The sequence below is a fragment of the Nonomuraea sp. NPDC004702 genome (assembly GCF_053601695.1).
This window is the reverse complement of sequence record NZ_JBSGCE010000008.1, coordinates 176,074-199,652: the sequence shown is the minus strand read 5'-3', so window position 1 is coordinate 199,652 and position 23,579 is coordinate 176,074. Positions and strand designations below refer to the sequence as shown.

Genomic DNA, 23,579 nt, shown 5'->3' with positions numbered 1-23,579 from the left:
AATATATGCATGCGAATCATTAAGAGCAGGAAGCCCGAGACCCGTTCCACCTCGTACCTGAAGGTCCTCGCCGAGCAGGCTCGCGAGCAGCGCAACCGGTACCAGAAGACCCGCTCTGCGTGAGCCCCCGCCACCTCGCCCTCGCCGTCGGCCTCGCGGCCGTGTGGGGCTTCAACTTCGTCGTCATGCAGGTCGGCCTGAAGCACTTCCCTCCCCTGCTGTACGCGGGGATCAGGTTCACCCTGGCGGCGTTCCCCGCCCTGCTGCTCGCGGGGCGGCCGGGAGTCCCGTGGCGCTGGGTCGCCGGGGTGGCGGCCACTCTCGGAGTGGGTCAGTTCGGCCTGTTGCTGGTGGGCATGCGAGCGGGCATGCCGGCCGGACTGACCTCTCTCGTCCTGCAGATGCAGGCGTTGTTCACCGTGCTGTTCGCGGTGACGCTGCTCGGCGAGCGGCTCACCGCCCGCCGCGTCCTCGGCCTGGCGGTCGCCTTCGGCGGCCTGGCCCTGGTCGCGTTCGACTTCGGGGTGTCCGGCCCGCTGGGCGCCTTCGCCCTGTGCGTGGCCGCCGCCGCGGCCTGGGGGCTCGGCAACGTGGTGCAGCGCAGGGCCGCGCCGCCGGACTCGCTACGGTTCATGGTGTGGGTGAGCGCCTTCTCCGCGCCGCCCCTCCTGCTGCTGTCGCTGCTGGTCGAGGGGCCGCCCGTGCTGACGGCCCCCGCCGAGGGCTGGTTGTCGCTGGCCTACGTGGCCTTCGTCTCGACGCTCGGCGGGTTCGGCGTGTGGGGCTGGCTGCTGCGCCGGTACGACGCCTCGACCGTGGCGCCGTACACGCTGCTGGTGCCGGTGTTCGGCATGTCGTCGGCCGCGCTGGTGGCCGGCGAGCCCCTCTCCTGGATCGAGCTCCTGGCCGCGGCCCTCATCGTCGCCGGCGTGCTGTACGCCGGCACCAGGCCGCGCCGGGCTACAGAACCGCCGCGGCGGCCTTCGCCGCTGCCGGCAGGGCCTCGGCGATCCGGTTGAGCGCCTCGTCGTCGTGCGAGGCCGACAGGAACCACGCCTCGTACGCCGACGGCGGCAGGTAGACGCCCTGGTCGAGCATCGCGTGGAAGAACGCGGTGAAGGCGGCCGTGTTCTGCGCCTTGGCCTGGTCGAAGTCGCGCACCTCGCCCTCGGCGAAGAAGATCGAGAACAGGCTGCCGGCACGCTGCAACCGGTGGGGCACGCCCGCCTTCGCCAGCGCGTCGGCCGCCGCGTCGCCCACCGCGAGCGCCGCGGCGTCGATGCGCGCGTAGGCGTCGGCGTCGAGGGCGCGCAGGGTCGCCAGGCCCGCGGCGCACGCCAGCGGATTGCCGGACAGCGTGCCCGCCTGGTAGACCGGGCCCTCCGGAGCCAGGAAGGCCATCACGTCGGCCCGGCCGCCGAACGCCGCCGCGGGCAGCCCGCCGCCCATGACCTTGCCGAACGTCATCAGGTCGGCGTCGACCGGGTCGAGGCCGTACCAGCCGGCGGACGAGACGCGGAAGCCGGTCAGCACCTCGTCCACGATGAGCAGCGCGCCGTTGGCCGTGCACAGCTCGCGCAGCCGGGCGTTGAACCCGTCGCGCGGCGGGACGACCCCCATGTTCGCCGGGCACGCCTCGGTGATCACGCAGGCCACCTCGGCCGCCGCGAACGCCTCCGCCACCGCCTGGATGTCGTTGTACGGCAGCACGATCGTGTCGGCCGCCGACGCCCCGGTCACCCCGGGCGTGTCCGGCAGCCCGAACGTCACCACTCCCGACCCGGCCGAGGCCAGCAGGGCGTCGACGTGCCCGTGGTAGCAACCGGCGAACTTGATCACCTTGGACCGCCCGGTGAAGCCGCGCGCCAGGCGCACCGCGCTCATCGTCGCCTCGGTGCCGGAGCTGACCAGGCGCACCTTCTCGACCGGCGCCATCCGGGAGACGATCTCCTCGGCCAGCTCGACCTCGCCCGGCGTGGCGGTGCCGTAGGAGAAGCCGTGCGCGACCGCGCCGGAGACGGCCTCGACGACCGCGGGATGCCGGTGGCCGAGGATCATCGGGCCCCAGGAGCAGACCAGGTCGACGTAGCGGTTGCCGTCGACGTCGGTGATGTACGGCCCCTGGCCCGAGGCCATGAAACGCGGCGTGCCGCCCACCGCGCCGAACGCGCGCACGGGCGAGTTGACGCCGCCGGGCACCACTTCCCTGGCGCGGGTGAAAAGACCTTCGGAGTTCTGTGTACGGCTCACCCGACCCAGGTTAGTCCCGCAGGTCCGTGCCCCCGCCGCGGGGCGTGCTCAGTCGGCGAGCCATTCCAGGATGCGCAGCGGGTCGGGCAGCGGACGGCCGTCCGGGGGCCGGAGCCAGGAGACCGGCTGGCCCGAGGGCAGCATGGAGGGCGGCGCGAGCACGTAGCTGTCGCGGCAGTGCCAGCGCAGGCCCGGCGTGTCGTCGATGGTGGCCGGGTCGCAGTCGAGCTGGCAGGACCACCACTCGTCCTCGTCCTCGGGGTTGCCGCGGGTGGCCACATAAAACAAGACCCGGTCGCCTTGAGCGGCGACCGGGCCTGGGTGGGCTCCGGCGGCGTCGATCCTGGTGAGGGCCGACAGGCCGGAGGCGAGCGGTACGTCGAACACATCGAACACGCGCCCTGTGGGCAGGATCACGTTGGCCTCCGGCTCGCTCTCCCACCAGCGGGTCAGCAGCGTCGTGTCCGTCGTGGCCTGCATGTGCCAGGCGGGCGAGAGCGGATGGGCGCCGGGGTCGGGACAGCCGACGCGGTCGCACGAACACGCGCGCGGGCCGTGCCGCAGCGGAAAGGCTCCCGGCACCACGGGCCAGCCCAGGGACGCGTACTCCAGCACGGAATCGATGCGTGTCGGCCGCGACCGCTTTCTGGTACGCCGAGCCAGTGGTACCCCCACCATGGTGTCTCCCGTCGAGTCAGCGCCTGAGGAGGTCCCGGCTCCGGGCCGTTCGCACACCGCGGGACACACCAGCACTTGTCATCGCACTCTAACGCACACGCCTCAGGAGTTGACGGGAAACCCCTTGGTTAGAGCTGTCGCGCCACTTCCGTCGCCCAGTACGTGAGGATCATGTCGGCGCCGGCGCGCTTGATGGCGACCAGCGACTCCATGATCGTCCGGTCGCGGTCGATCCAGCCGTTGGCCGCCGCCGCCTCGACCATCGCGTACTCGCCGCTCACCTGGTAGGCCGCCACCGGCACGTCGACCGCGTCGCGCACCCGGGTGATGACGTCGAGGTAGGCCAGCGCCGGCTTGACCATGACGGCGTCGGCGCCCTCCGCCAGGTCGAGCCTGACCTCGCGCAGCGCCTCCTCCAGCGGCCCGGCCGGGTCCTGCTGGTGGGTGCTGCGGTCGCCGAACTGCGGCGCGCACTCGGCGGCCTCGCGGAACGGGCCGAAGAAGGCGGAGGCGTACTTGACGGAGTAGGACAGGATCGGGACGTCGGCGTGGCCGGCCCCGTCGAGCGCGGCGCGGATGGCGCCGACCTGGCCGTCCATCATGCCGCTCGGCGCGATCATCTGGGAGCCGGCGGCGGCCTGGGCCAGCGCGATGGAGGCGTAACGCTCCAGCGTGGCGTCGTTGTCCACCTCGCCGGACGGGGTCAGGATCCCGCAGTGGCCGTGGTCGGTGAACTCGTCGAGGCAGGTGTCGGCCATGACCACGAGGGCGTCGCCGACCTCGGCGGTCACCTCGCGCAGCGCGACCTGGAGGATGCCGTCGGGATCGTCGGCCGCCGACCCGGTCGCGTCCTTGACCGCGGGGATGCCGAACAGGATCAGGCCGCCCACGCCCGCCTCGGCCGCGTCGTGCGCGGCCTTGCGCAGCGAGTCGCGGGTGTGCTGGAACACGCCCGGCATGGACGACACCGGCTGCGGCGCGTCGATGCCCTCCTTGACGAACAGCGGCAGGATGAGGTCCGCGGCGTGCAGCCGCGTGCCCGACACCATCCGGCGCAGCGCCTGGCTGCGACGCAGGCGCCGGGGACGTGCGACGGGGTACTGGGCGCTCACTTGGCTCTCCTCCTGGCGCCACGGCGGTTCTGGGACGGCCTGCGCGGGCTGTCACCCGCGGCCACGGCCGCCTGGCGCTGCTTGGCACCGAACTCGGCCAGCGCTGCGGCCAGGGCTGATGCGGATGGCTTGTCGGACATGACGTCGACCCGGAGCCCGAACTCCTCGGCCGTCTTGGCCGTCTGCGGCCCGATCACCGCGATCACGGTGACGTTGTGCGGCTTGCCCGCGATGCCGACCAGGTTGCGCACGGTGGAGGACGAGGTGAACAGCACGGCGTCGAAGCCGCCGCCCTTGATCGCCTCGCGGATGGGCGCGGGCGGCGGCGCGGCGCGCACCGTCCGGTACGCCGTCACGTCGTCGCACTCCCAGCCCAGCTCGGTGAGCCCGGCCACCAGCGTGTCGGTCGAGATGTCGGCCCGGGGCAGCAGCACCCGGTTGATCGGGTCGAGCATCGAGTCGTAGGGCGGCCACTCGGCCACGAGCCCTTCGGAGGACTGCTCCCCCGAGGGCAGCAGGTCGGGCTTGACGCCGAACTCGACCAGGGCCCGCGAGGTGGCCTCGCCCACGGCGGCCACCTTGAGCCCGGCGAAGGCCCGCGCGTCGAGCCCGTACTCCTCGAACTTCTCGCGCACCGCCTTGACGGCGTTGGCGCTGGTGAAGGCCACCCACTCGTAGCGGCCGGTGACCAGGCCCTTGATGGCGCGGTCCATCTGCTGCGGCGTGCGCGGCGGCTCGACCGAGATGGTCGGCACCTCCTCGGGCACCGCGCCGTAGGCCACGAGCTGCTCGGACAGGCTGCGGGACTGCTCCTTCGTGCGCGGCACCAGCACCCGCCAGCCGAACAGCGGCTTGGTCTCGAACCACGACAGCCGCTCGCGCTGCCCCACGGCCTCGCCGACCACGATCAGCGCGGGCTCGGTGAACCCGGCGTGCTTCAGGTCGGCCTGGAGCCGGCCGAGCGAGGACACGACGGTGTACTGCTCGGTGGTGGTGCCGCCGCTGCTGACGGCGACCGGCGTGGTGTCGGGCTTGCCTCCGGCGATCAGCGCCTTGCCGATGGCGACGGCCTCGGTGATGCCGTTGTAGATCACCAGCGTGCCGCGGGTGGCGGCGTGGGACGACCAGTCCTGCTCCTGAGCGGCGTCGACGACGCGGAACTCGGGCACGGCCGTGGCCGCCGGGATGCCGGCGTAGGTGAGCACCGCGGTCGCGGGCGGCACGCCGGGCACGATCTCGAAGTCCACCTCCGCCGCCACGCAGGCCGCGACCTCGTCGTCGATCGAGGAGAACAACATGGGGTCGCCCGCGCACAGGCGCACCACGAGCTGCCCGGCCTTGGCCCGCTGGACGTAGTCGCCCTCGGCGACCTCGACGCCCTCGCGGCAGTGCTTGAGCAGCGGGCCGGACTGCTCGTCGTCGAGCACGACGGCGTCCGCCTTGCCGAGAAGTTCGGCGGCGCGGAGCGTCAGCAGGTTGGGGTCACCGGGACCCGCCCCCACGAAGGCGACGAAACCGGAGGTTGGACTATCGGAGCTCAATGGGATTGCTCCCCCATCAATCTGTCGGCCCCTTCGGCGATCATCTCGGCCGCCAGGAGGCGGCCCAGCTGTGCAGCCTCCGAAGGAGAACCGGCGGCGGACTTGCGGACCGCTTCGCGGCCGTCGATGGAGACGACCACTGCGGTCAGGTTCAGAGTGTGCCCGTGATCGGCCGCGAAAGCACCCACGGGTGCGGCGCAGCCTGCTTCCAGGGCGGACAGCACGGCGCGTTCGGCGGTCACCGCGCTGCGCGTGCGCGGGTCGTCGAGCACGGAGAGAGTCTCGATCAGGTCGGTGCGCGCGGCCAGGCACTCCACGGCGAGCGCGCCCTGGCCGGGGGCCGGCAGCAGCTCCTCGACCTCGAAGATCTGCGCGATCTCGCCGCCACGGCCGAGCCTCGTGAGCCCGGCGCTGGCCAGCACGACGGCGTCGAGCTCGCCCGCGGCGATCTTGCCGATGCGCGTGTCGGCGTTGCCGCGGATCGGGACGTACTCCAGGTCGGGCCGGAGCGCGCTCAGCATGGCGACGCGGCGCGGCGAGCCCGTGCCGACCCGGGCCCCGGCGGGCAGGTCGGCGAACTTGTGCGGGCCGACCAGCGCGTCGCGGTGGTCATGGCGCTCGGGGAGCGCGGCCAGCGTGAAGCGCGGGTCCTGCTTGGTCGGCAGGTCCTTCAGCGAGTGGACGGCGAAGTCGATCTCGCCCTCGACCAGCTTGTCGCGCAACGCGCTGACGAACACGCCGGTGCCGCCGAGCTGCGCCAGGTGCGCCTTGGTCACGTCGCCGAAGGTCGTCACGCCCACCAGCTCGACCGGGTGCCCGGTGCGCGCGGTGAGGGCGTCGGCCACCATCTGGGACTGCGTGGTCGCCAGCATGCTGCGGCGGGTGCCCAACCGCAGGTTCACAGCTCCACCTCCCTCACGGCCGCGGGCATCTTCGGATCGAGATTGAACAACTCACGCAGGGCTTCCGCATAATGATCGCCCCCTGGACCGGCGGCGAGCTGCTTGACACGCACAGTCGGCTCGTGAAGCAGTTTGTCAACGACCCTCTGCACGGTCATGGCGATTTCGTCCCTGGCCTTGTCGTCGAGATCGGGCATGCGCATCATCAGGCGGCCCAGCTCGGACTCCACCACGCCCGCCGCCTTGCTGCGCAGCGCCACCACGGTCGGGGTGACGCGGGCGGCGCGGGCGGCGTCGAGGTAGGCGTTCAGCTCCTCGGCCACGAGCGCGCGCACGGACTCGACGGCGTCGCCGCCGCGCGAGCCGACGCCGGACTCCTGGATCGTCTCCAGGTCGACCAGCGTGACGCCGGGCACCTCGCGCACGGCCGGGTCGATGTCGTGCGGCAGCGCCAGGTCCAGCAGGAACGCGCCCCTGGTCAGCATGTCGGGGGTGATGACGTGCCGCCCGGCGCCGGTGCAGGTGATCACGATGTCGGCGTCCGCCAGCTCCTCGCGCACGGCGGCGAACGCGACGGCCCGGCCGCCGACCGACTCGGCCAGCCGCGCGCCCCGCTCGTACGTGCGGTTGGCCACGACGATGTCGGTGACCCCGGCGCGCTGCAGCGTGACGGCGGCCAGCGAGCTCATCGAGCCCGCGCCCACCACCAGCGCCCGCCGCCCGGCCAGGTCGCCGGCGAGCGCGAGGCCCGCCGAGACCAGCGAGGGGCCGGCCTGGTCGATGCCGGTGTCGGTGTGGGCGCGCTTGCCGACGCGCAGCGCCTGCTGCGTCAGCTCGTTGAGGGTCGCGCCGACCGTGCCGTGCTTCTGGGCGAGCTTGAGCGCCTGGCGGACCTGGCCCAGGATCTGGCCCTCGCCGACGGCCATGGAGTCGAGACCGCACACCATCGAGAACAGGTGCTCGACGGCCCGCTCCTCGTAGTGCACGTAGAGATGCGGGGTCAGCTCGTCGGCCGGCACGCCGGAGTGGACGGCCAGCAGCCCGCTGATCGAGGTGACCGCGGCGTGGAAGCGGTCGACCGTGACGTAGATCTCGACCCTGTTGCAGGTCGAGATCACCATGGCCTCCGCGACGCTGGTGTCCTGCTGCACGTCGTGCAGCAGCTTGACCAGCGCGTCACCGGTCACCGAGACGCGTTCGAGAAGCGCCACCGGAGCGGTCCGGTGGCTGAGTCCGATCGCCAGAACACTCATTGACCGTCCACCGCCATGAGTGGCCCCCCAGCCTTGCGTTGCTCGTGGAACGCGAGAATCTGCAGTTCGATTGATAGGTCGACCTTCCGGACGTCGACGGTGTCCGGAACGGTGAGGACGACTGGGGCGAAGTTCAGGATGCTGGTCACGCCCACGGCGACAACACGATCGCACACTTCCTGCGCCGCTGCCGCCGGTGTCGCCAGTACCACGATCGAGACTCCACGCCGCTTGATGACGGCTTCCAGTTCGTCGATGTGCTCCACATTCAACCCCGCGATGGTGTCGCCCACGACTTCGGGGTCGGCGTCGAAGAGCGCGGCCACGCGGAAGCCCCTGGAGACGAAGCCGCCGTAGTTCGCCAGGGCGCGGCCGAGGTTGCCGACCCCGACGATCGCGACCGCCCAGTCCTGGGTCAGGCCGAGTTCGCGGGAGATCTGGTAGACGAGGTACTCCACCTCGTAGCCTACGCCGCGGGTGCCGTACGAGCCGAGGTGCGAAAGATCCTTGCGGAGCTTGGCCGAGTTCACGCCCGCGGCCACGGCCAGGTCCTCCGAGCTCACGGTCGCGACGCCGCGCTCCGCCATCCCGTGCAGCGCCCGCAGGTACAACGGAAGCCTGGCGACCGTCGCCTCGGGGATGCCGCGGTCACGGGACTGGGACGTGCTCTTCACGTGCCGGAGCTCCAGGGAACGGGCGGTGGGGACCGCTGAACGGATTAGAACCGTCTTTCAGGTTAATCCCTTTGTGAACCGATGCACAAAGTAGGGGCGCTACGGTTGGGGACATGCATCGCATCACCTTGCTCGGCAAACCCGGCTGCCACCTCTGTGACGACGCCCGCGCGGTCATCGCCAGGGTGGCCGGAGAGCTGGGCGTGCCGTGGGAGGAGGTCAGCATCGACTCCTCCGAGGAGCTCAGGGAGAAGTACTGGGAGATGATCCCGGTGACGCTGATCGACGGCGTGCAGCACGACTTCTGGCGGGTCGACGAGGCCCGCCTGCGCGCCGCTCTCGCCTAGAACATGACGGTGGGCAGCGGCACCACCTTCGCGGCGTTGACGTTGAGCTCGATGACGTTGGTGGCCAGCACCATCGCCTGACGCTCGTTGAGGAACCGCTCGACGTGCGGCTGGCGCTGGTGGTCGCGGTAGGCGACCTCGTCGCGGTAGAGCTCGTAGACGATGCGCTGCAGGGGCGCCGACTTGACGGCGTGGCAGGCGTAGACGAGCGTGTCGGGCTCGCCGCGGCGCACGGCCTCGACGGTGGCCTCGGCCAGGCGGTCGAACGCGTCGCCGGCGCCGTCCATGATCGTGAAGACGGTGAGCAGGCCGTAGATGCTGGGCGAGGGCCGGCCGCCCGCCTGCTGCGGCTGCGACGGGGTGAACAGCTCGGCGCCCGGGTAGGCCACGCCGGTGCCGGGCATCGAGTAGTCGGGCCGGGAGGGCTGGGCGTCCATGCGCGGGGAGGTGTCCATGCGCGGGGGCGGGGAGCCGTTCATGATGTAGCCGGTCGCGGGGCCCGAGTCGGGCGCGGCCCCCATCCGGGCGGCGTAGTCGACCTGCTGGTCGCCCGCCCGGTATTCGGCCACCAGGTCGCCCAGGCCGGGCGAGCGGCGCGGGGGCGCCACGGGAGGCGGCTCGGCGGCCGGCGCCGGCACCGGCACGGGCTCGGGCGCGACCCTGCGGCCCGGCCGGCGCTCCACGTCGTCGTGCGGCGTCTCCAGGTCGTCCTCGTCGTCCTCGTACGGCGCCAGCGGGCGCAGCACGGTGTACCAGATCGCCGCCGCGCCCACCGCGAGCAGCGCGGTGGTGAACAGCGGCGGCACCGAGAACCGCATGGCCCCCACCAGGGCGATGCTCGACGGCGCGATGACCAGGACCGCATGGAGGTTGTCGGTGTCGTACTCGTCGCCGCCGCGCCACTTGAGCCCGGCCACCACCACGCACGCCAGCAGGACGAGCACGTCGATGGCGTGCACGCCGATGAGCAGCTTGTCGGGGATGAGCCCCCACATGGCCGAGCCGGACGGCAGCGACTTGCCCAGGTCGGTGGACCTGAGCGGGTCGAAGGTCAGGATCGCGACGGAGACGATGGTGAGCGCGATGCCGAACAGCCAGGCCAGGAACCTCGGCGGCACCTTGTCGGACAGCAGTTGGATCAGGCCCACGGCCAGCCAGAGCGGCGCGAGCAGCGACCCCGTCACCTGGTAGACGCGGAACGTGACCGGCCCGAACCCCAGGACGGACCCGACGCCGATCGCGGCCAGCGACAGGCACAGGGCTCCAGCTGCAACGGTCCAGGCGATCAACCACCCCTCGGGCTCGTCGCGCAGCCGGCGGATCAGGGCTCCGGTCGCGACGGCGGCGAGGAGCGCACCGGCAAGGGCTATGACAGCAACGAGGATCTCCATGGTGACTCCAATGCTGCCGGACGATGCCTCCCGGCCGGTAGCCGAAGAGGAAACAGGCGCTCCATGAGGGGCTTCACCGCAGGCTGTGGGGTAGGCGCCTATACGGTATAGGGCGATTACTCGTAGCCAGGCCAGCAGGCGCGGATTGTGGAATTTCCAGTTGATTTCTAGAGTATTCGAGCACGCCGCACCCCTTACCCCTAGGGATACCGGATGCCTGATTCGTGGCCGTTCGCCGGGCTGCTTGCTCCAGCGGTCGCTGGACCTGCCCGGACGGGCGAGCTTGGCGTGCGCGAAGAAGTGCCCGACGACATCCGTACGCTGGTGCTGCACGCCAAGAACGGATGCACGGACTCCTTTGGCACGCTCTACGACCGCTACGTGGACCTCGTCTACCGCTACATCTACTTCCGGGTCGGCTCCCACCAGCTCGCCGAGGACCTGACCAGCGAGACCTTCCTGCGCGCGCTGCGCAGGATCGGCGACTTCACCTGGCAGGGGCGCGACTTCGGCGCCTGGCTCGTCACCATCGCCAGGAACCTGGTGGCCGACCACTTCAAGTCCGGCCGCTACCGACTGGAGATCCCGACGGGAGAGCTGATCGACGTGCCGCTCGAAGGCGCGCACATCCCGGAGAACGCGGTGGTCACGGCCATCATGAACGACCGGGTGCTGCGCGCCGTCCGCGATCTCAATCCCGACCAGCAGGAATGCGTGGTGCTGCGCTTCCTGCACGGCCTCTCGCTCGCGGAAACCGCGTTGATCATGGGGAAGAAGAGTGGAGCGATCAAAGCGCTGCAGTTTCGGGCCATTCGAACGCTCGCCAGGGCACTCAAGCACGACCTGGCGTAACCTCTCCCACCCGCACCTCGTTAGGCCAGTTGGCACGGCTGGATCCCTCAGGGAGCTGTCATGAGTAGGGCGCGCAGGCGGCGGGAGCTCGTCATCGAGCGTCTCACGGAGCTGCACGGCCCGTCTCTGGGCGGCGGCCCCGAGGCGGCGTTCCGCGAGCGCCTGCGCGACGACCTCGTCTCCGGCCGCCTGCTGCTGACCGCCCCCGACGAGGAGCGCGCGCCGGGCCCGGCCGTCCCGTCCGTACGCCGCCGACGCCGTCCGCTGCTGTCCCAGGTCGCCACGCTCGGCCTGGCGGGGGCCATGATGGTGGCGTCCTTCGCCACGTACCAGGCGGTCCCGGGCGACACGCTCTACCCGCTCAAGAGGGCCGCGGAGAGCACCCTCGTGCACCTGAGCACCGACGACGCCCAACGCGGCGAGCGCGAGCTGGCCTCGGCCGAGACCCGCGCCAAGGAGGTCGCGAGCCTGCTCGGCTCGTCCACCGACAGCCCGCTGGTCGGCCAGACGCTCAAGGACATGGAGGACTCCACCCGCTCCGGGATCAGCCGGCTGACGCGTACGCAGCCCCGCTCGTCCAAGATCAAGAAGTTCGCCCAGAAGCAGCGGGAGACGGTCGAGCCGATGCTGGACCACCTCAACGAGGCACAGAAGGGACAGGCCGCCGGCTACCTCGACTACATCGAGGGGCTCGTGGCACCGGCTAGGTAAGCTGAACCGCATGTGGCGGCTAATGCGACGACGACACGAGGTTGGGGCCGAGGCCGCCGGCGAGGCCGCGGCGCGGGCGGCGGTCACCGTCGCGCCCACCGAGCCGGTCGAGCCGGACCTGGAGGCGGCGGCCTTCTTCGACGTCGACAACACCATGATGCGCGGCGCGTCCATCTACCACTTCGCCCGCGGGCTGGCCACGCGCGGCATGTTCACCACATCCGATCTGCTGAAGTTCGCCGTCGGCCAGGCCGTGTTCCGGCTGCGCGGCAACGAGAACCCGGAGCACATCGCGGTCGCCCGGGAGACCGCGCTCGCCTTCGTCGCGGGCGCCAAGGTCGACGACGTCGTCCGCCTCGGCGAGGAGATCTACGACGAGGTCATGGCCGACCGCATCTGGGGCGGCACCCGCGCGCTCGCGCAGAGCCACCTCGACGCCGGCCAGCGCGTCTGGCTCGTCACGGCCACGCCCGTCGAGCTGGCCCGGGTCATCGCCCAGCGGCTCGGCCTCACCGGCGCGCTCGGCACGGTCGCCGAGACCGCCGGCGGCGTCTACACCGGCCACCTGGTGGGCGACCTGCTGCACGGCCCGGCCAAGGCGGAGGCGGTGCGCGCGCTGGCCCGCCGCGAAGGGCTCGACCTGACCCGCTGCACGGCCTACAGCGACTCGGCCAACGACCTGCCGATGTTGTCGCTGGTCGGCAGCGCGGTGGCGATCAACCCCGACAGCGAGCTGCGCGAGCACGCCAGGAAGCACGACTGGCCGGTGAAGGACTTCCGCACCGGCCGCAAGGCCACCATGACCGCCCTGCCGATCGCGGCCGGGGTCGGCGCGATCGCGGGCGGCGTCGCGGCCGGCATCGCCCTGCGCAGGCACTACCGCTCCCACTGACCGCCCGCCCGCGATGCCGCCGACGATGCCGCCGACGACGCCGCCGGCGCGGCCCGGCGGCGTGGACGGCTCCTTGACGTCCACGGCCGGGCGCGCGCCGGCGCCGGTCATCGCAGGCGTTCGAACAGCTTCCTGGCGTCCGGTTGCAGCCACTCGATCCGGTTGGGGTCGTCCTGGGCCGGTTTCCAGGGCACGGTGACGAACGCCACCTTCGTCGCGTACGTGGCCCTGGCCAGCTCGACCATGGCCTCCAGGCTCAGGTCCGTCTTGACCGACTTGCGCACCTCGCCGAGGAAGCCGCGCAGCCGGGCCGGGTCGGCGGCCGTGCTCCTCGCCTTCTTCAGCATCGCCAGCAGCAGGATCTGCTGCCGCTTGATCCGCTGGACGTCCGAGCCGTCGCCGTAGCGGCGCAGGCGGGCGTAGCCGAGGGCGCTCTCGCCGTTGAGCATGACCTTGCCCGCGGGCAGTTTCAGCTTCGACGCCTTGTCGTCCACGGGCGTCCTGAGCGTGATCTGCACGCCGCCGAGCGCGTCCACCATGCCCTTGAAGCCGGCGAAGTCGACCTCGACCGTGTGGTCGATGCGGACGTCGGTGAGCTGCTCCAGCGTCTTGACCAGACAGCCCGCTCCCCCGGTGTTGTACGCCGAGTTGATCATGTCCTTCCGCGCCGGGTCGGACCCGCACGACGGGATCTGCACGATCGAGTCGCGCGGCACGCTGACCCCGACCGCCTGGCCGCGGTCGGCGGGCACGTGCACGAGCAGGATGGTGTCGGAGCGCCTGCCGCCCTTGTCGGGCGTCCTGGCCAGGTGGGGCCCGTACTTGGCGTTGCCCGGCCCGCCGCGCGTGTCGGAGCCGATCACCAGGATGTTGCGGGCGCCGGTGATGTCGACCGGCCGCACGCCCGTCGACGGAGCGGCCACGATGTTGCCGTTGACCAGCATGGTCGGCACCGCGACGGCCGCCGCCGTGCCCACGGCGACCAGGCCGGCCGTCCAGTAGGCGTTCCATCGGCGGCGCGGGCGCTCCCGCAGCAGGCGGTCGCGCTGGCGGGCGAGCGTCGGGGGCGGCTCGTGCTCCAGTTCCCCGCCGAGGTCGCGGAGCATCCGCAGGTCGTCCATGGTCACTCCTCCGCCAGCATGGGGTTGGTGTCGCCGAGCGCGGCCCGCACCTTCCGCCTGCCCCTGTTGAGGCGGGAGCGCACGGTTCCGATCGGGATGCCGAGCGCCAGGGCGACCTCTTCGTAGGTGAGGTCGCCCCAGGCGATCAGCAGCAGGACGTCCCGGTCCTTGGCGGGCAGCGCGGCCAGCGCGCCCGCCAGGCGGGGACGGGCGGCCTGCGCCGTGACCCCCGCGGCGACGCGGTCGGCGGGCGACTCCACGTCCTGGTCGAGGGGGGACCGCAGGAACGCCCGGTACCGCGCCGCCTCCTTGCGGTGGTGGCGGGAGATGAGCTTGGTGAGGATGCCGAAGAGCCACGGCCTGGCGTCGGGGCAGGACAGGTCGTAGCTCTTGCGGCGGGAGAACGCGACGAGGAACGTCTCGCCGACGAGGTCCTCGGCGGGCTCAGGGCCGAGGCGTTTGGAGACGTACCGGTACAGCATGGCGGAGTAGCGGTCGAACAGCTCGGCGAACGCCTCCGGCTCGGTCAGGGAGGCGCTCACGAGCTCCGAGTCCGCCCCCCTGGTGGCGGGTTGCGTGATCATCTCCGCCCTTCTGTGGAGAATCGGTCACGGATGTCTTGCCACAACCCGCCAAAAGGGTTCAGATCTCCTTCAGGAACCCGCCGTCCACGGCGATGTCGGCGCCGGTCGTGCTGCCCGAGCGCGGCGAGACCAGCAGGGCCACCATGTCGGCGATCTCCTGCGGGCTCACCAGGCGTCCGGTGGCCAGCTTCATCATGCCGGGGGCGACCTGGGCGATGACGTCCTCCTTCGAGGCCCCGGCCATCCCGGCGATGACGTCGGCGGCGCCGCCGTCCTTGGTCCACCAGTCGGTCAGCACCGGGCCGGGCGAGATCGTGTTCACCCGGACGCCCTGCGGGCCGTACTCCTCCGAGACGGCCTTGCTCACGTGGTTCATGGCGGCCTTGGCCGCGCCGTAGTCCACGTTCATGGCCCCTGGCTGGCGGGCCGAGCCGGAGGAGATGTTCACGATCGAGCCGCCGCCGCGCTCCACCATGAGGGGCACGGCCGCGCGGATCATGCGTACGGCCGCGAACAGGTTGAACTCGAACATGGCCTGCCAGTCGTCGTCGCCCGGCGCCATGAACCCGACCCGGGGCAGCGTCACGCCGGGGGGCGGCCCGCCGGCGTTGTTGACCAGGATGTCCACCCCGCCGAACTCCTCGACGGCTCGGGCGATCACCCGGGCGGGCGCCTGCGGGTCCATCAGGTCCACCGCGACGTGCGTCACCTTGGCGTCGGGCGCGGTCCGCGAGGCCGCCACGACGTGCACGCCCTCCTCCGCCAGGGTGCGCGCGACGGCCAGGCCGATGCCCTTGGACGCGCCGGTGACGACGGCCACACGGCCGGAAAGCTGGAGATCCATCGAAGAGGTTCCTCTCGGGTGTCAATGACTGCACCCGCAAGAACACCGGCCGGACGCGACCGGTTGCACCCTTCACAGGAACGGCGGGAAGGCCGGCCCCCTGCGCAGCCGCAACTCGTTGAGCATCTGCTGGACGACCTCGCGCACGTGGTCGGTCAGGTTGAACACCAGCATCGGGTCGTCGGCCGCGGCGGGCTCGTACTCGTCGGTGCGGATCGGCTCGCCGAACTCGATCATCCACTTGGACGGCAGGGGCACCAGCCCGAGCGGCCCGAGCAACGGGAAGAACGGCGTGATCGGCAGGTAGGGGACGCCGAGGATGCGGGCCAGGAACTTCAGGTCGCCGATCTTCGGATAGATCTCCTCGGCCCCCACGATGGCCGTGGGCACGATCGGCACGCCCGCGCGGATCGCCGAGGCCACGAACCCGCCCCGGCCGAACCGCTGCAGCTTGTAGCGCTCGGAGAACGGCTTGCCCACGCCCTTGAAGCCCTCGGGGAACACGCCGACCAGCTCGCCCTTGCGCAGCAGCCGGTCGGCGTCCTCGGGGCAGGCCAGCGTGTGGCCGGTCTTGCGGGACAGGTGACCGAGCAGCGGGAGCTGGTAGACCAGGTCGGCCCCGAGCAGGCGGACGGCCCGGCCCGCCTCGTCGTGCAGGGCGACCTGCATCATGAGCGCGTCGATCGGCAGCGTGCCGGAGTGGTTGGCCACCACCAGCGCGCCGCCCTCGGCGGGCACGTTCTTCAGCTCGGCCGTCTCGACCCTGAACCAGCGGTGGTAGAGCGGCCTGATCAGCTCAAGGAGCACCTTGTCGGTCAGCTCGGGGTCGTAGCCGAACTCGTCGACCTCGTACTCGCCGGTGATGCGCCGGCGGACGAACGCCAGCAGCCGGGCCAGCGGGTCGGGCTCCTCGTAGGACGGCGCGGCGCTGATCGGGATCACCCGGCCTTCCTCCTCGTGCGGCACGCTCACGGACGCACACCTCCGAACGGATGCATACCCCGTGAACGCACGAAGTCGTCGAAGGCCGCCGCGGTGGTGTACTTGGGCCGCCAGCCCAGCTCGGCCTCCAGCCTGGCGGTGTCGACCGCCCGGCCGTAGCTCATCAGCCGCAGCTGCTCGGGCGAGTACTCGACGAGGCCGAGCCTGCGCACGGTGTTGCCGAGCGTGCGGAAGACGGGCGCGAGCAGCGGCAGCGACGCCCGCCCGGCCCGGCGCGCGCACTGCGACAGCAGCAACACGCCTGCCCCGGCCACGTTGAACGTGCCGGGGTGGTCTTCGTTCGCCATCCTGCGCAGCACCTCGACCGCGTCGTCCTCGTGGACGAACTGCAACCGCGGGTCGAAGCCGAACACCGTCGGCAGGACGGGCTGGGTGAAGTAACGCGTGAGCGGCGAGTCGACGCCCGGACCCATGAAGTTGGCGAAGCGCAGCAGCGACACCGTCACGTCGGGGCGGCGGCGCGCGAAACCGCGCACGTAGCCCTCGACCTCCGCCGCGTCCTTGGCGTAGCCGTGGACCGGGCCGACGTGCGGCTCCAGGTCCTCGGTGAACACCGCGGGATCGCGCGGGGACGAGCCGTAGACGGCGGTGGTGGAGCGCACCACCACGCGCCGCACGGTCGACGACCGCTGGCAGGCACCGAGCAGTTGCATGGTGCCGATGACGTTGTGCTCCTTCATGGCGGCCCTGCCATCGCCCTTGGACGGGGCGCTGACCAGGCTCATGTGCACAACGGTGTCGATGTCCGCGGCCGCGATCACCTCGGCGATGTCGGGGCTGCGCAGATCGACCCGGACGAATTCCGTCCGGCCCAGAGTGATGCCGCCGTCCCGCGTCAGCGAGGGGGGCGGCACGGTGTCCACTCCGATGACGCGGCTGATCTCCGGGTCAGCCGCGAGGACGCTCGCCACCCGGGCGCCTATGTGGCGCGAGACCCCGGTGACAAGCACGGTGTGGGTCATCAGCGCCTCGCAGCTGCGTCGGTTACTTCTTGTTACGCCGCTGGATGCGCGTCTTCTTGAGCAGCTTGCGGTGCTTCTTCTTGGCCATCCGCTTGCGGCGCTTCTTGATCACAGAGCCCACGGGACCCCCAGGTACTGATAGCAAGTCTGAATCGATGTGCGAGCGCACACCGGGTGACAGACTACCGGCGATCGGGGGTGGATCGCCCCTTGGGGGGTGAAAGCCCGGCCTCGTGGTGCGCAGGCCGGGCTTCTCCCGCGACCGAATTCACGGCGCGTTCGGGCGCGCCGCTACTTCAACCTGCCTCGATGTAGGCCTCCCGCAGATAGTCGTGGACCGCCTGCTCGGGCACTCTGAACGACCGGCCAACTCGGATGGCCGGCAGCTCCCCTGAGTGGACGAGCCGGTACACCGTCATCTTGGACACCCTCATGACCGTCGCGACTTCAGCCACGGTCAGGAACTTCACCTCGCTGAGAGGTCTTTCGCCTGCACCCATCGGACGCCTCTTCCGCACGTGTTTCCGGGTTATCCCCACTGGTGCCATTGCTCACGCACGTGTACTGCCGTCAGCGTAAGTCGGGACTCCGGGTGCGCAAACCCCCTATTTTCTCAGTCCGCGGAGCCACCTGTCAGCCGGACCAGTAAAGTCGCTGGTTAGCAGCCAGGCCGAGCACCTCGCCTGGACCTTGGAACTGTCCAAGTTGCCACACATAAGAGTCGCCCAAGCCCCATCAAAAGTTGGCAAAGGGACAGCGAGCCTCTTGGAATGCAGGCGCGAAAAGACGGTATGGGGAGGGCCGTTTTCGACTCAAAGGGCTCGTGAGACCAGAGTGACCAACCGCTCGGTCAGCGGAGCGTAATAGCGGGGTAGCACATTGTCGTCGAGTGGCACGACGACGTCGATCTTTCCCTCGGCCTCGCCGAGGAACAGTCCGGGGTCGTTGCTGTCGGCGAAGGCCACCGTCGGCACGCCCGCCTCGCCCGCCGCCCCCGCCCAGCCGTGGTCGGCGATCACCAGGTCGGGCAGCCCGTCTTCGAGCTCGTCCAGCATGTGCCGCATCGGGGCCGAGTCGTGGGTGTGCACGAAGCCGCCGCGGTCGTCGAGCATGGCGACGTCCTGGAGGTAGCGGATGCGGCGCGGACGGCCGAAGCCGGAGCCGGCGTACGTCCAGCCCTCGGCCGGGGTGAGCAGGGTCGCGCCGCGCTCGACGGCGAACCTGGCCAGCGGCAGGTGGACGGCGAGCAGCCCGGTCGGGTGGCCGGTGGCGAACAGCACCCGCGGGGACGGCCGCGACAACACCGACGCGATGCGCGCCGCCATGGCGTCGATCGCGTCGATCGTCAGGTCGGGGTCGATGGTGTCCTGGCCGCGGCGGTGGCCGGGATCGGCGACCACGCCGGCCGACTTGGCCATCAGGTCGAGGACGTCCCGGAAGGTCCACGGCTGCTCGAACGTCAGGCCGAGCATGTAGTACGGGTCGCGGTTGGCCAGCGAGCTGTAGTGGTCGAGGTTGTTCTCGCGCGACGTCGCGACGTCACCGGCGATACGGCTGTGGATCAGATGTCGGCGGAGTTCGTCGCGGCTCAGCACAGGTCTTCCTCATCAGGGGCATCGAGGACGTCGAGCGTCGTCGGGGCGGTCGTCAGGGCATCGGGTCGAGGCCGTGCAGAGGGAACACCGCCTGCCGGGTCGCCATGACCGCACGGTCGATGGGGTCCGCTGGGTCATAACCGCCGGAGATGTCGCGAAATTCCGGGTTACGTCCGTCGGTCATGGTCAGCGGGGGCGCCTCGCCGGTGCGCTCTCTGACGTACTGGCGCCAGGCGTCGGGGGTGGGCGTGGCCGGATCGACGGGATGCCCGGCGGCCTCGGCGATGAGGTGCGTCCAGATGCGCGGCACGACCTGGACGAGCTCGTAACCGCCGCCGCCCACCGCGATCCACCGGCCGCCCGCCGTCTCGTGCGCCAGGTCGTGCAGGGCCGCGTAGGCCGCGCGCTGGCCGTCGATGCTGAGCATGAGGTTGGCGAGGGGGTCGAGCGCGTGGCTGTCGCAGCCGTGCTGGGTGACCAGGATCTCCGGGCCGAACTCGCGCAGCAGCGGCGGCACGACCGCGTGGAAGGCGCGCAGCCAGCCGGAGTCGCCGCAGCCGGCCGGGAGCGCCACGTTGACGGCCGTGCCCTCCGCGCCGGTCTCGTGCGGGAAGCCGGTGCCCGGGAACAGCGTGCGCGGGCTCTCGTGCAGGCTGATCGTCAGCACCCGGGGGTCGTCGTAGAAGACGGCCTGCACGCCGTCGCCGTGGTGCACGTCGACGTCGACGTAGGCCACTCGCGTGGCCCCCTGCTCCAGCAGCCAGGCGATGGCCAGGGCCGGGTCGTTGTAGACGCAGAAGCCGCTGGCCGCGGCCGGCATCGCGTGGTGGAGCCCGCCCGCGACGTTGACCGCGTGCTCGGCCGCGCCCTCCCATACCGCGCGCGCCGCCGCCAGGGACGCCCCCGCGATCAGCGCGGACGCCTCGTGCACGCCCTTGAAGGCCGGATTGTCGGTGGTGCCGAGCCCCGCCCGCAGGTCGGGCACGCCGGCCACGGAGACGCCCTTGACCGCCTCGATGTAGCCGCGGTCGTGCACCATGGCCAGCTCGTCGTCGCCGGCGGGCGCGCAACCGGCCATCTCGACCTTGTCGAGGACGCCGAGCGCGCGGGCGAGAGCGATCGTCAGCTCGACCCTGATGGGCGCCAGCGGGTGGCTCGGACCGAAGTTGTAGGAGGTGAGAGCGTCGTCCCAGATGACTCGTGCCGTTCGGCTCATGCCCCGCCCTCCGCGCGTCCCTCACCTTGCGCCGACGTTACCGCAGCGCCCTGTTCCGGTTGTAGCCCGGGTGATCGTCGGGGACGGCCTCGGTCGCATCAGGAATTTCGTGACTTAGTGTTTTATGGTGCGCTGGGCGCGACCTTTCCGCAGAATCTTCCATTTCTTCCGACGTCCCCGGGTTTTCGACACCACGATCGTGGTCGTGCTCGCCCTGTTCGCGGGCCTCGGGGTGATCGTGTCGTCCGTCCAGACGGGGGCCGACGGGGCTCTGGGGTCGGCGCACTTCCTGCTGACCAGCGTGCTGCTGCTGGTCCGCCGGAGCAGGCCGGTGCTGGTGGCCGGGGCCGTCACGGCGTTCGACGTGGTCGGCATCGCGGCCGGACTCGTGACGTCGGCGACCATCCCGGAGGGCATCGCCTTCTACAGCCTGGTGCGTCACTCCTCCGGCCGTCCGTCGCTGGTCATGACGGTCGTGGGGATCGTGGTCTACGGCACGGTGATGGAGATCAAGGGGCCGGGCCTCGGGCAGTTCCTGGCCGGCGCCTTCGTCGTCGCGATCCCGGCCGGCATCGGCGCGCTGGTCAAGGCCAGGGCCGAGCTGAACGAGCGCAGCAGGCTGGAGGCCGCCGACGCCGCCGTACAGGCCGAGCGGCGGCGGATCGCCAGGGAGCTGCACGACGTCGTCGCGCACCACATCACGGTGATCAACGCCCTGGTCGGCGGCGCGCGGGCGACGCTCGCGCCCGAGCAGGAGGTCACCCGCGAGGCGCTGGAGAGCGCCCAGCAGACCGCTCGCCAGGCGATGTCGGAGATGCGCCGGCTGCTGCACGTGCTGCGGGCCGACGGCAACGACGGCCCGGACGCCGCGACCGGCGTGGGGGCCGACCGCCTGCCCGCGCTCATCGGCGAGGCCAGGAGCGCCGGGCTGCCCGCCAGCCTGACCGTCACGGGCGAGCCGGTGACGCTGCCCTCGGCCGTGGACCACGCCGTCTACCGGATCGTGCAGGAGGCGCTGACCAACACCCGCAAGCACGCGGCCGGCGCCAGGGCCAGCGTGCGCCTGGCCTACGGGTCCGAGGCGGTGGAGGTCGAGGTGCTCGACGACGGCGTGCCGCAGCAGGGCGGCGCGCCGGGGTTCGGGCTGGGCGGCATGGCCGAGCGGGTCGCGTTGTGCGGCGGCCAGCTTTCGACCGGCCCGCGTCCCGGGGGAGGATTCCGGGTGCACGCCCGCATCCCCTTGGAGGCAACATGATCACGGTGCTGCTGGTCGACGACCACGAGCTGGTCCGCAAGGGGTTCCGGCTGATGCTCGACGCGCAGCCCGACCTGTCCGTGGTGGGCGAGGCCGGCGACGGCGAGCGGGCCGTCGAGCTGAGCCGGCGGCTGCGTCCCGACGTGGTGCTGATGGACCTGCACATGCCGGGGCTCGACGGCGTGCGGGCCACCGAGCTGATCACCTCGGAGCTGCCGGGCGTGCGGGTGCTCGCGCTGAGCACCTTCGACCTGGACGAGAACGTGCTCGCGGCGCTGCGGGCGGGCGCCGACGGCTTCCTGCCCAAGGACGTCTCCCCCGAGGAGCTGATCGAGGGCGTGCGCGTGGTGCACCGGGGCGAGTCGGCGGTCGCGCCGCGGCTGCTGACCCGGCTGATCGGCACGTTCGTGCGCGCGTCGAGGCCGCCGGCCGCGCCCGCGCCGCCCGTGCTGGACGCGCTGACCGAGCGCGAGCGGGAGATCCTCGTGCTGATCGCCAGGGGCCGGTCGAACACCGAGATCGCCGGGCAGCTGGCCGTCTCCCCCTCGACCGTCAAGAACCACGTGACCAGCCTGTTCGCCAAGATCGGGGTCAGGGACCGGGCGCAGGCCGTGATCGTCGCGTACGAGGCGGCGCTGATCAAACCTGGAGACTAGGACCAGGCTCCCAGGCCGCGCCCGGCAAGAACGTCCTCACGGCCGAAGAGAACGGCAGGCCCCGGGCGGCACGCTTGGTGGCATGACGGCGATTCGCGCAACCAATCTGAGCAAACGCTACGGCGCCACCCATGCCGTCGCGGACCTGTCGTTCGACGTCGAGCCCGGCCAGGTGACCGGGTTCCTCGGGCCCAACGGCGCCGGCAAGTCCACGACCATGCGGATGATCCTCGGCCTCGACCGGCCGTCGAGCGGGTCCGTGCTGGTGGACGGGCGGCCGTACCAGGAGCATCGGCACCCGCTGCGCAAGGTGGGCGCGCTGCTGGACGCCAAGGCCGTGCACGGCGGCCGCAGCGCCCGCAACCACCTGCTGGCCATCGCCCAGAGCAACGGCATCCCGGCGGGCCGGGTGAACGAGGTGCTGGAGGCCGTCGGCCTGCGCGAGGTGGCGCGGCGGCGGATCGGCGGGTTCTCGCTCGGCATGTCGCAGCGCCTCGGCATCGCGGCCGCGCTGCTCGGCGACCCCGAGATCCTGCTCTTCGACGAGCCGGTCAACGGGCTCGACCCCGAGGGCATCCTGTGGATCCGCACGTTCATGCGCAAGCTGGCCGCCGAAGGGCGGACGGTGTTCGTCTCCAGCCACCTCATGAGCGAGATGGCCCAGACGGCCGACCACCTGATCGTCATCGGCCGGGGCCGGCTGATCGCCGACACGAGCGTGCAGGAGTTCATCGGGCGCAGCTCGCAGGGCTACGTACGGGTGCGCTCCCCGCGCCTGGCCGAGGTCGCCGACCTGGTCAAGGTGGGCGATCTCTACCCCGACCACCTGCGCGTCACCGCGATGAGCACGCTGGAGATCGGCACCCTGACCGCTCGGGCCGGGATCCCCCTGGAGGAGCTGACGTTCGTGCAGCCCTCGCTCGAAGCGGCGTACATGGAGCTCACCAAGGACAGTGTGGAGTACTCGTCATGACCGACATCCTGAGGTCCGAATGGACCAAGATCCGTTCGGTGCGTTCGACGGTGTGGACGCTCGCCGTCACCGCCGTGCTCCTGATCGGCCTGGGCGGGCTGCTGTCGGTCGCGTCCAGGGCCACGGCCGACGGGCAGGCCATCACCGGTGACCAGGCCGTCATGACGAGCCTGACCGGCATCATGTTCGCCGCGCTGTCCATGGCCACGCTGGGCGTGCTGGTGATCTCCAGCGAGTACCGGACCGGCGGCATCCGCACGTCGCTGCTGGCCGTGCCGCGGCGGCTGAAGCTGCTCACCGGCAAGATCGTGGTGTTCACCGTGACGGCGCTGGTCGTCTCCACGGTCGCGGCGGCCGCCGCGGTGGCCGTCGGCGTGGCGATCCTCCGGCCGGACTCGGTCGACGTGGGCACCGCGGCGCAGTCGGTGTTCGGGGCCGGGCTCTACCTCACCGCCTGCGGCCTGTTCGGGCTGGGGCTCGGCACGGTGATCCGGCACACGCCGGGCGCGATCGTCTCGGCCATCGCGCTGATGATGGTGCTGCCGCAGCTCACCAGCGCGCTGCCCGGCGAGTGGGGCAAGGCCGTCTCCGACCACTTCACCACCAACGCCGGCATGGAGATCGTGCTGGACCAGCCCGGGAACCCGCTGGGGCCGTGGAGCGGGCTCGGCGTCTACGCGCTGTGGGTCGCCGTCGCGGTGGCCGCGGGGGCCGTGCTCCTGCAGCGGCGGGACGCCTGAGCCGCACCCAGCGGCCGGGCTCCCCCGC

General features: G+C 71.4%; 26 protein-coding genes. 9 read left to right on the top strand and 17 right to left on the bottom strand.

The genetic code is table 11. The features are described from left to right. Positions 1-119 precede the first annotated feature (119 nt). Positions 120-1,019: an EamA family transporter gene (locus ACWEJ6_RS13690; protein WP_452423771.1), complete on the top strand. Its 900-nt coding sequence runs from the start codon at positions 120-122 to the stop codon at positions 1,017-1,019. Here the strand turns inward: ACWEJ6_RS13690 and hemL are convergent. The 7 genes from hemL to ACWEJ6_RS13655 all read right to left on the bottom strand — a co-directional run bounded on the left by hemL (position 961) and on the right by ACWEJ6_RS13655 (position 8,410). After that, a complete protein-coding gene (hemL, locus tag ACWEJ6_RS13685; RefSeq protein ID WP_452423769.1) occupies positions 961-2,250 on the bottom strand; it encodes a glutamate-1-semialdehyde 2,1-aminomutase in 1,290 nt (429 codons plus the stop codon). The two genes, ACWEJ6_RS13690 and hemL, sit on opposite strands and share 59 nt — an antisense overlap. A 48-nt stretch (positions 2,251-2,298) precedes the next feature. Further along, a complete protein-coding gene (locus ACWEJ6_RS13680) occupies positions 2,299-2,928 on the bottom strand; it encodes a bifunctional DNA primase/polymerase (protein WP_452423767.1) in 630 nt (209 codons plus the stop codon). A gap of 128 nt (positions 2,929-3,056) precedes the next feature. Continuing rightward, positions 3,057-4,040, bottom strand: coding sequence for a porphobilinogen synthase (gene hemB / locus ACWEJ6_RS13675; RefSeq protein ID WP_397154615.1), 984 nt, complete (start codon positions 4,038-4,040; stop codon positions 3,057-3,059). Next, positions 4,037-5,542 (bottom strand): bifunctional uroporphyrinogen-III C-methyltransferase/uroporphyrinogen-III synthase, encoded by a 1,506-nt coding sequence (locus ACWEJ6_RS13670; RefSeq protein WP_358290288.1) that lies wholly within the window; start codon positions 5,540-5,542, stop codon positions 4,037-4,039. Before ACWEJ6_RS13670 ends, hemB begins: the two co-directional genes overlap by 4 nt. Before the next feature lie 35 nt (positions 5,543-5,577). Beyond that, a complete protein-coding gene (gene hemC / locus ACWEJ6_RS13665) occupies positions 5,578-6,483 on the bottom strand; it encodes a hydroxymethylbilane synthase (RefSeq protein ID WP_387678039.1) in 906 nt (301 codons plus the stop codon). Further along, a complete protein-coding gene (locus ACWEJ6_RS13660) occupies positions 6,480-7,736 on the bottom strand; it encodes a glutamyl-tRNA reductase (protein WP_452423764.1) in 1,257 nt (418 codons plus the stop codon). The genes hemC and ACWEJ6_RS13660 overlap by 4 nt, the downstream gene beginning before the upstream one ends. Beyond that, positions 7,733-8,410 (bottom strand): redox-sensing transcriptional repressor Rex, encoded by a 678-nt coding sequence (locus ACWEJ6_RS13655; protein WP_352322536.1) that lies wholly within the window; start codon positions 8,408-8,410, stop codon positions 7,733-7,735. The genes ACWEJ6_RS13660 and ACWEJ6_RS13655 overlap by 4 nt, the downstream gene beginning before the upstream one ends. A gap of 113 nt (positions 8,411-8,523) precedes the next feature. Here ACWEJ6_RS13655 and ACWEJ6_RS13650 point away from each other — a divergent pair, with 113 nt between their 5' ends. Beyond that, positions 8,524-8,757, top strand: a complete 234-nt coding sequence (locus tag ACWEJ6_RS13650; RefSeq protein ID WP_352322537.1) for a glutaredoxin family protein — start codon at positions 8,524-8,526, stop codon at positions 8,755-8,757. Here ACWEJ6_RS13650 and ACWEJ6_RS13645 read toward each other — a convergent pair. Next, a complete protein-coding gene (locus tag ACWEJ6_RS13645; protein ID WP_452423762.1) occupies positions 8,754-10,148 on the bottom strand; it encodes a putative quinol monooxygenase in 1,395 nt (464 codons plus the stop codon). The two genes, ACWEJ6_RS13650 and ACWEJ6_RS13645, sit on opposite strands and share 4 nt — an antisense overlap. 288 nt (positions 10,149-10,436) lie before the next feature. Between ACWEJ6_RS13645 and ACWEJ6_RS13640 the strand changes: the two genes are divergently transcribed. The 3 genes from ACWEJ6_RS13640 to ACWEJ6_RS13630 are packed head-to-tail and all read left to right on the top strand — an operon-like array spanning position 10,437 to position 12,603. Beyond that, on the top strand, positions 10,437-11,000 hold the full coding sequence (locus ACWEJ6_RS13640) for a sigma-70 family RNA polymerase sigma factor (protein ID WP_357966288.1): 564 nt from the start codon (positions 10,437-10,439) through the stop codon (positions 10,998-11,000). Between the two features lie 60 nt (positions 11,001-11,060). Next, on the top strand, positions 11,061-11,711 hold the full coding sequence (locus ACWEJ6_RS13635) for a DUF5667 domain-containing protein (RefSeq protein WP_452423759.1): 651 nt from the start codon (positions 11,061-11,063) through the stop codon (positions 11,709-11,711). Positions 11,712-11,733: 22 nt separating this feature from the next. Next, on the top strand, positions 11,734-12,603 hold the full coding sequence (locus ACWEJ6_RS13630; protein ID WP_358290304.1) for an HAD family hydrolase: 870 nt from the start codon (positions 11,734-11,736) through the stop codon (positions 12,601-12,603). Positions 12,604-12,710: 107 nt separating this feature from the next. On the opposite strand, the gene ACWEJ6_RS13625 is transcribed toward ACWEJ6_RS13630, so the two are convergent. From ACWEJ6_RS13625 to ACWEJ6_RS13585, 9 genes are all read right to left on the bottom strand, one after another. Then, on the bottom strand, positions 12,711-13,724 hold the full coding sequence (locus ACWEJ6_RS13625) for an LCP family protein (RefSeq protein WP_452423757.1): 1,014 nt from the start codon (positions 13,722-13,724) through the stop codon (positions 12,711-12,713). Positions 13,725-13,726: 2 nt separating this feature from the next. Beyond that, entirely contained in the window at positions 13,727-14,308 is a 582-nt protein-coding gene (locus ACWEJ6_RS13620; protein ID WP_387678020.1) for an RNA polymerase sigma factor, read from the bottom strand. Between the two features lie 58 nt (positions 14,309-14,366). Beyond that, positions 14,367-15,152, bottom strand: coding sequence for an SDR family NAD(P)-dependent oxidoreductase (locus ACWEJ6_RS13615; RefSeq protein ID WP_358290313.1), 786 nt, complete (start codon positions 15,150-15,152; stop codon positions 14,367-14,369). Between the two features lie 72 nt (positions 15,153-15,224). Then, complete coding sequence (locus ACWEJ6_RS13610; protein ID WP_387678017.1) at positions 15,225-16,124, bottom strand: lysophospholipid acyltransferase family protein; 900 nt, start codon at positions 16,122-16,124, stop codon at positions 15,225-15,227. Beyond that, positions 16,121-17,116 (bottom strand): NAD-dependent epimerase/dehydratase family protein, encoded by a 996-nt coding sequence (locus tag ACWEJ6_RS13605; protein WP_358290316.1) that lies wholly within the window; start codon positions 17,114-17,116, stop codon positions 16,121-16,123. Before ACWEJ6_RS13605 ends, ACWEJ6_RS13610 begins: the two co-directional genes overlap by 4 nt. A 22-nt stretch (positions 17,117-17,138) precedes the next feature. Continuing rightward, positions 17,139-17,237, bottom strand: coding sequence for a 30S ribosomal protein bS22 (locus ACWEJ6_RS13600; RefSeq protein WP_018654693.1), 99 nt, complete (start codon positions 17,235-17,237; stop codon positions 17,139-17,141). Positions 17,238-17,412: 175 nt separating this feature from the next. Further along, on the bottom strand, positions 17,413-17,616 hold the full coding sequence (locus ACWEJ6_RS13595) for a helix-turn-helix domain-containing protein (RefSeq protein ID WP_026214222.1): 204 nt from the start codon (positions 17,614-17,616) through the stop codon (positions 17,413-17,415). A 312-nt stretch (positions 17,617-17,928) separates the two neighbouring features. After that, positions 17,929-18,711 (bottom strand): phosphatase, encoded by a 783-nt coding sequence (locus tag ACWEJ6_RS13590; protein WP_452423753.1) that lies wholly within the window; start codon positions 18,709-18,711, stop codon positions 17,929-17,931. A 52-nt stretch (positions 18,712-18,763) separates the two neighbouring features. Further along, entirely contained in the window at positions 18,764-19,927 is a 1,164-nt protein-coding gene (locus tag ACWEJ6_RS13585) for an acetoin utilization protein AcuC (protein WP_358290323.1), read from the bottom strand. Positions 19,928-20,132: 205 nt separating this feature from the next. On the opposite strand from ACWEJ6_RS13585, the gene ACWEJ6_RS13580 reads away from it, so the two are divergent. The 4 genes from ACWEJ6_RS13580 to ACWEJ6_RS13565 all read left to right on the top strand — a co-directional run bounded on the left by ACWEJ6_RS13580 (position 20,133) and on the right by ACWEJ6_RS13565 (position 23,551). Next, positions 20,133-21,182: a sensor histidine kinase gene (locus tag ACWEJ6_RS13580; protein ID WP_452423751.1), complete on the top strand. Its 1,050-nt coding sequence runs from the start codon at positions 20,133-20,135 to the stop codon at positions 21,180-21,182. After that, positions 21,179-21,838: a response regulator gene (locus ACWEJ6_RS13575; RefSeq protein ID WP_387678005.1), complete on the top strand. Its 660-nt coding sequence runs from the start codon at positions 21,179-21,181 to the stop codon at positions 21,836-21,838. Before ACWEJ6_RS13580 ends, ACWEJ6_RS13575 begins: the two co-directional genes overlap by 4 nt. An 82-nt stretch (positions 21,839-21,920) precedes the next feature. Further along, positions 21,921-22,811, top strand: a complete 891-nt coding sequence (locus ACWEJ6_RS13570) for an ABC transporter ATP-binding protein (protein WP_352325260.1) — start codon at positions 21,921-21,923, stop codon at positions 22,809-22,811. Further along, positions 22,808-23,551, top strand: coding sequence for an ABC transporter permease (locus ACWEJ6_RS13565; protein ID WP_452423748.1), 744 nt, complete (start codon positions 22,808-22,810; stop codon positions 23,549-23,551). The genes ACWEJ6_RS13570 and ACWEJ6_RS13565 overlap by 4 nt, the downstream gene beginning before the upstream one ends. Positions 23,552-23,579: the final 28 nt, after the last annotated feature.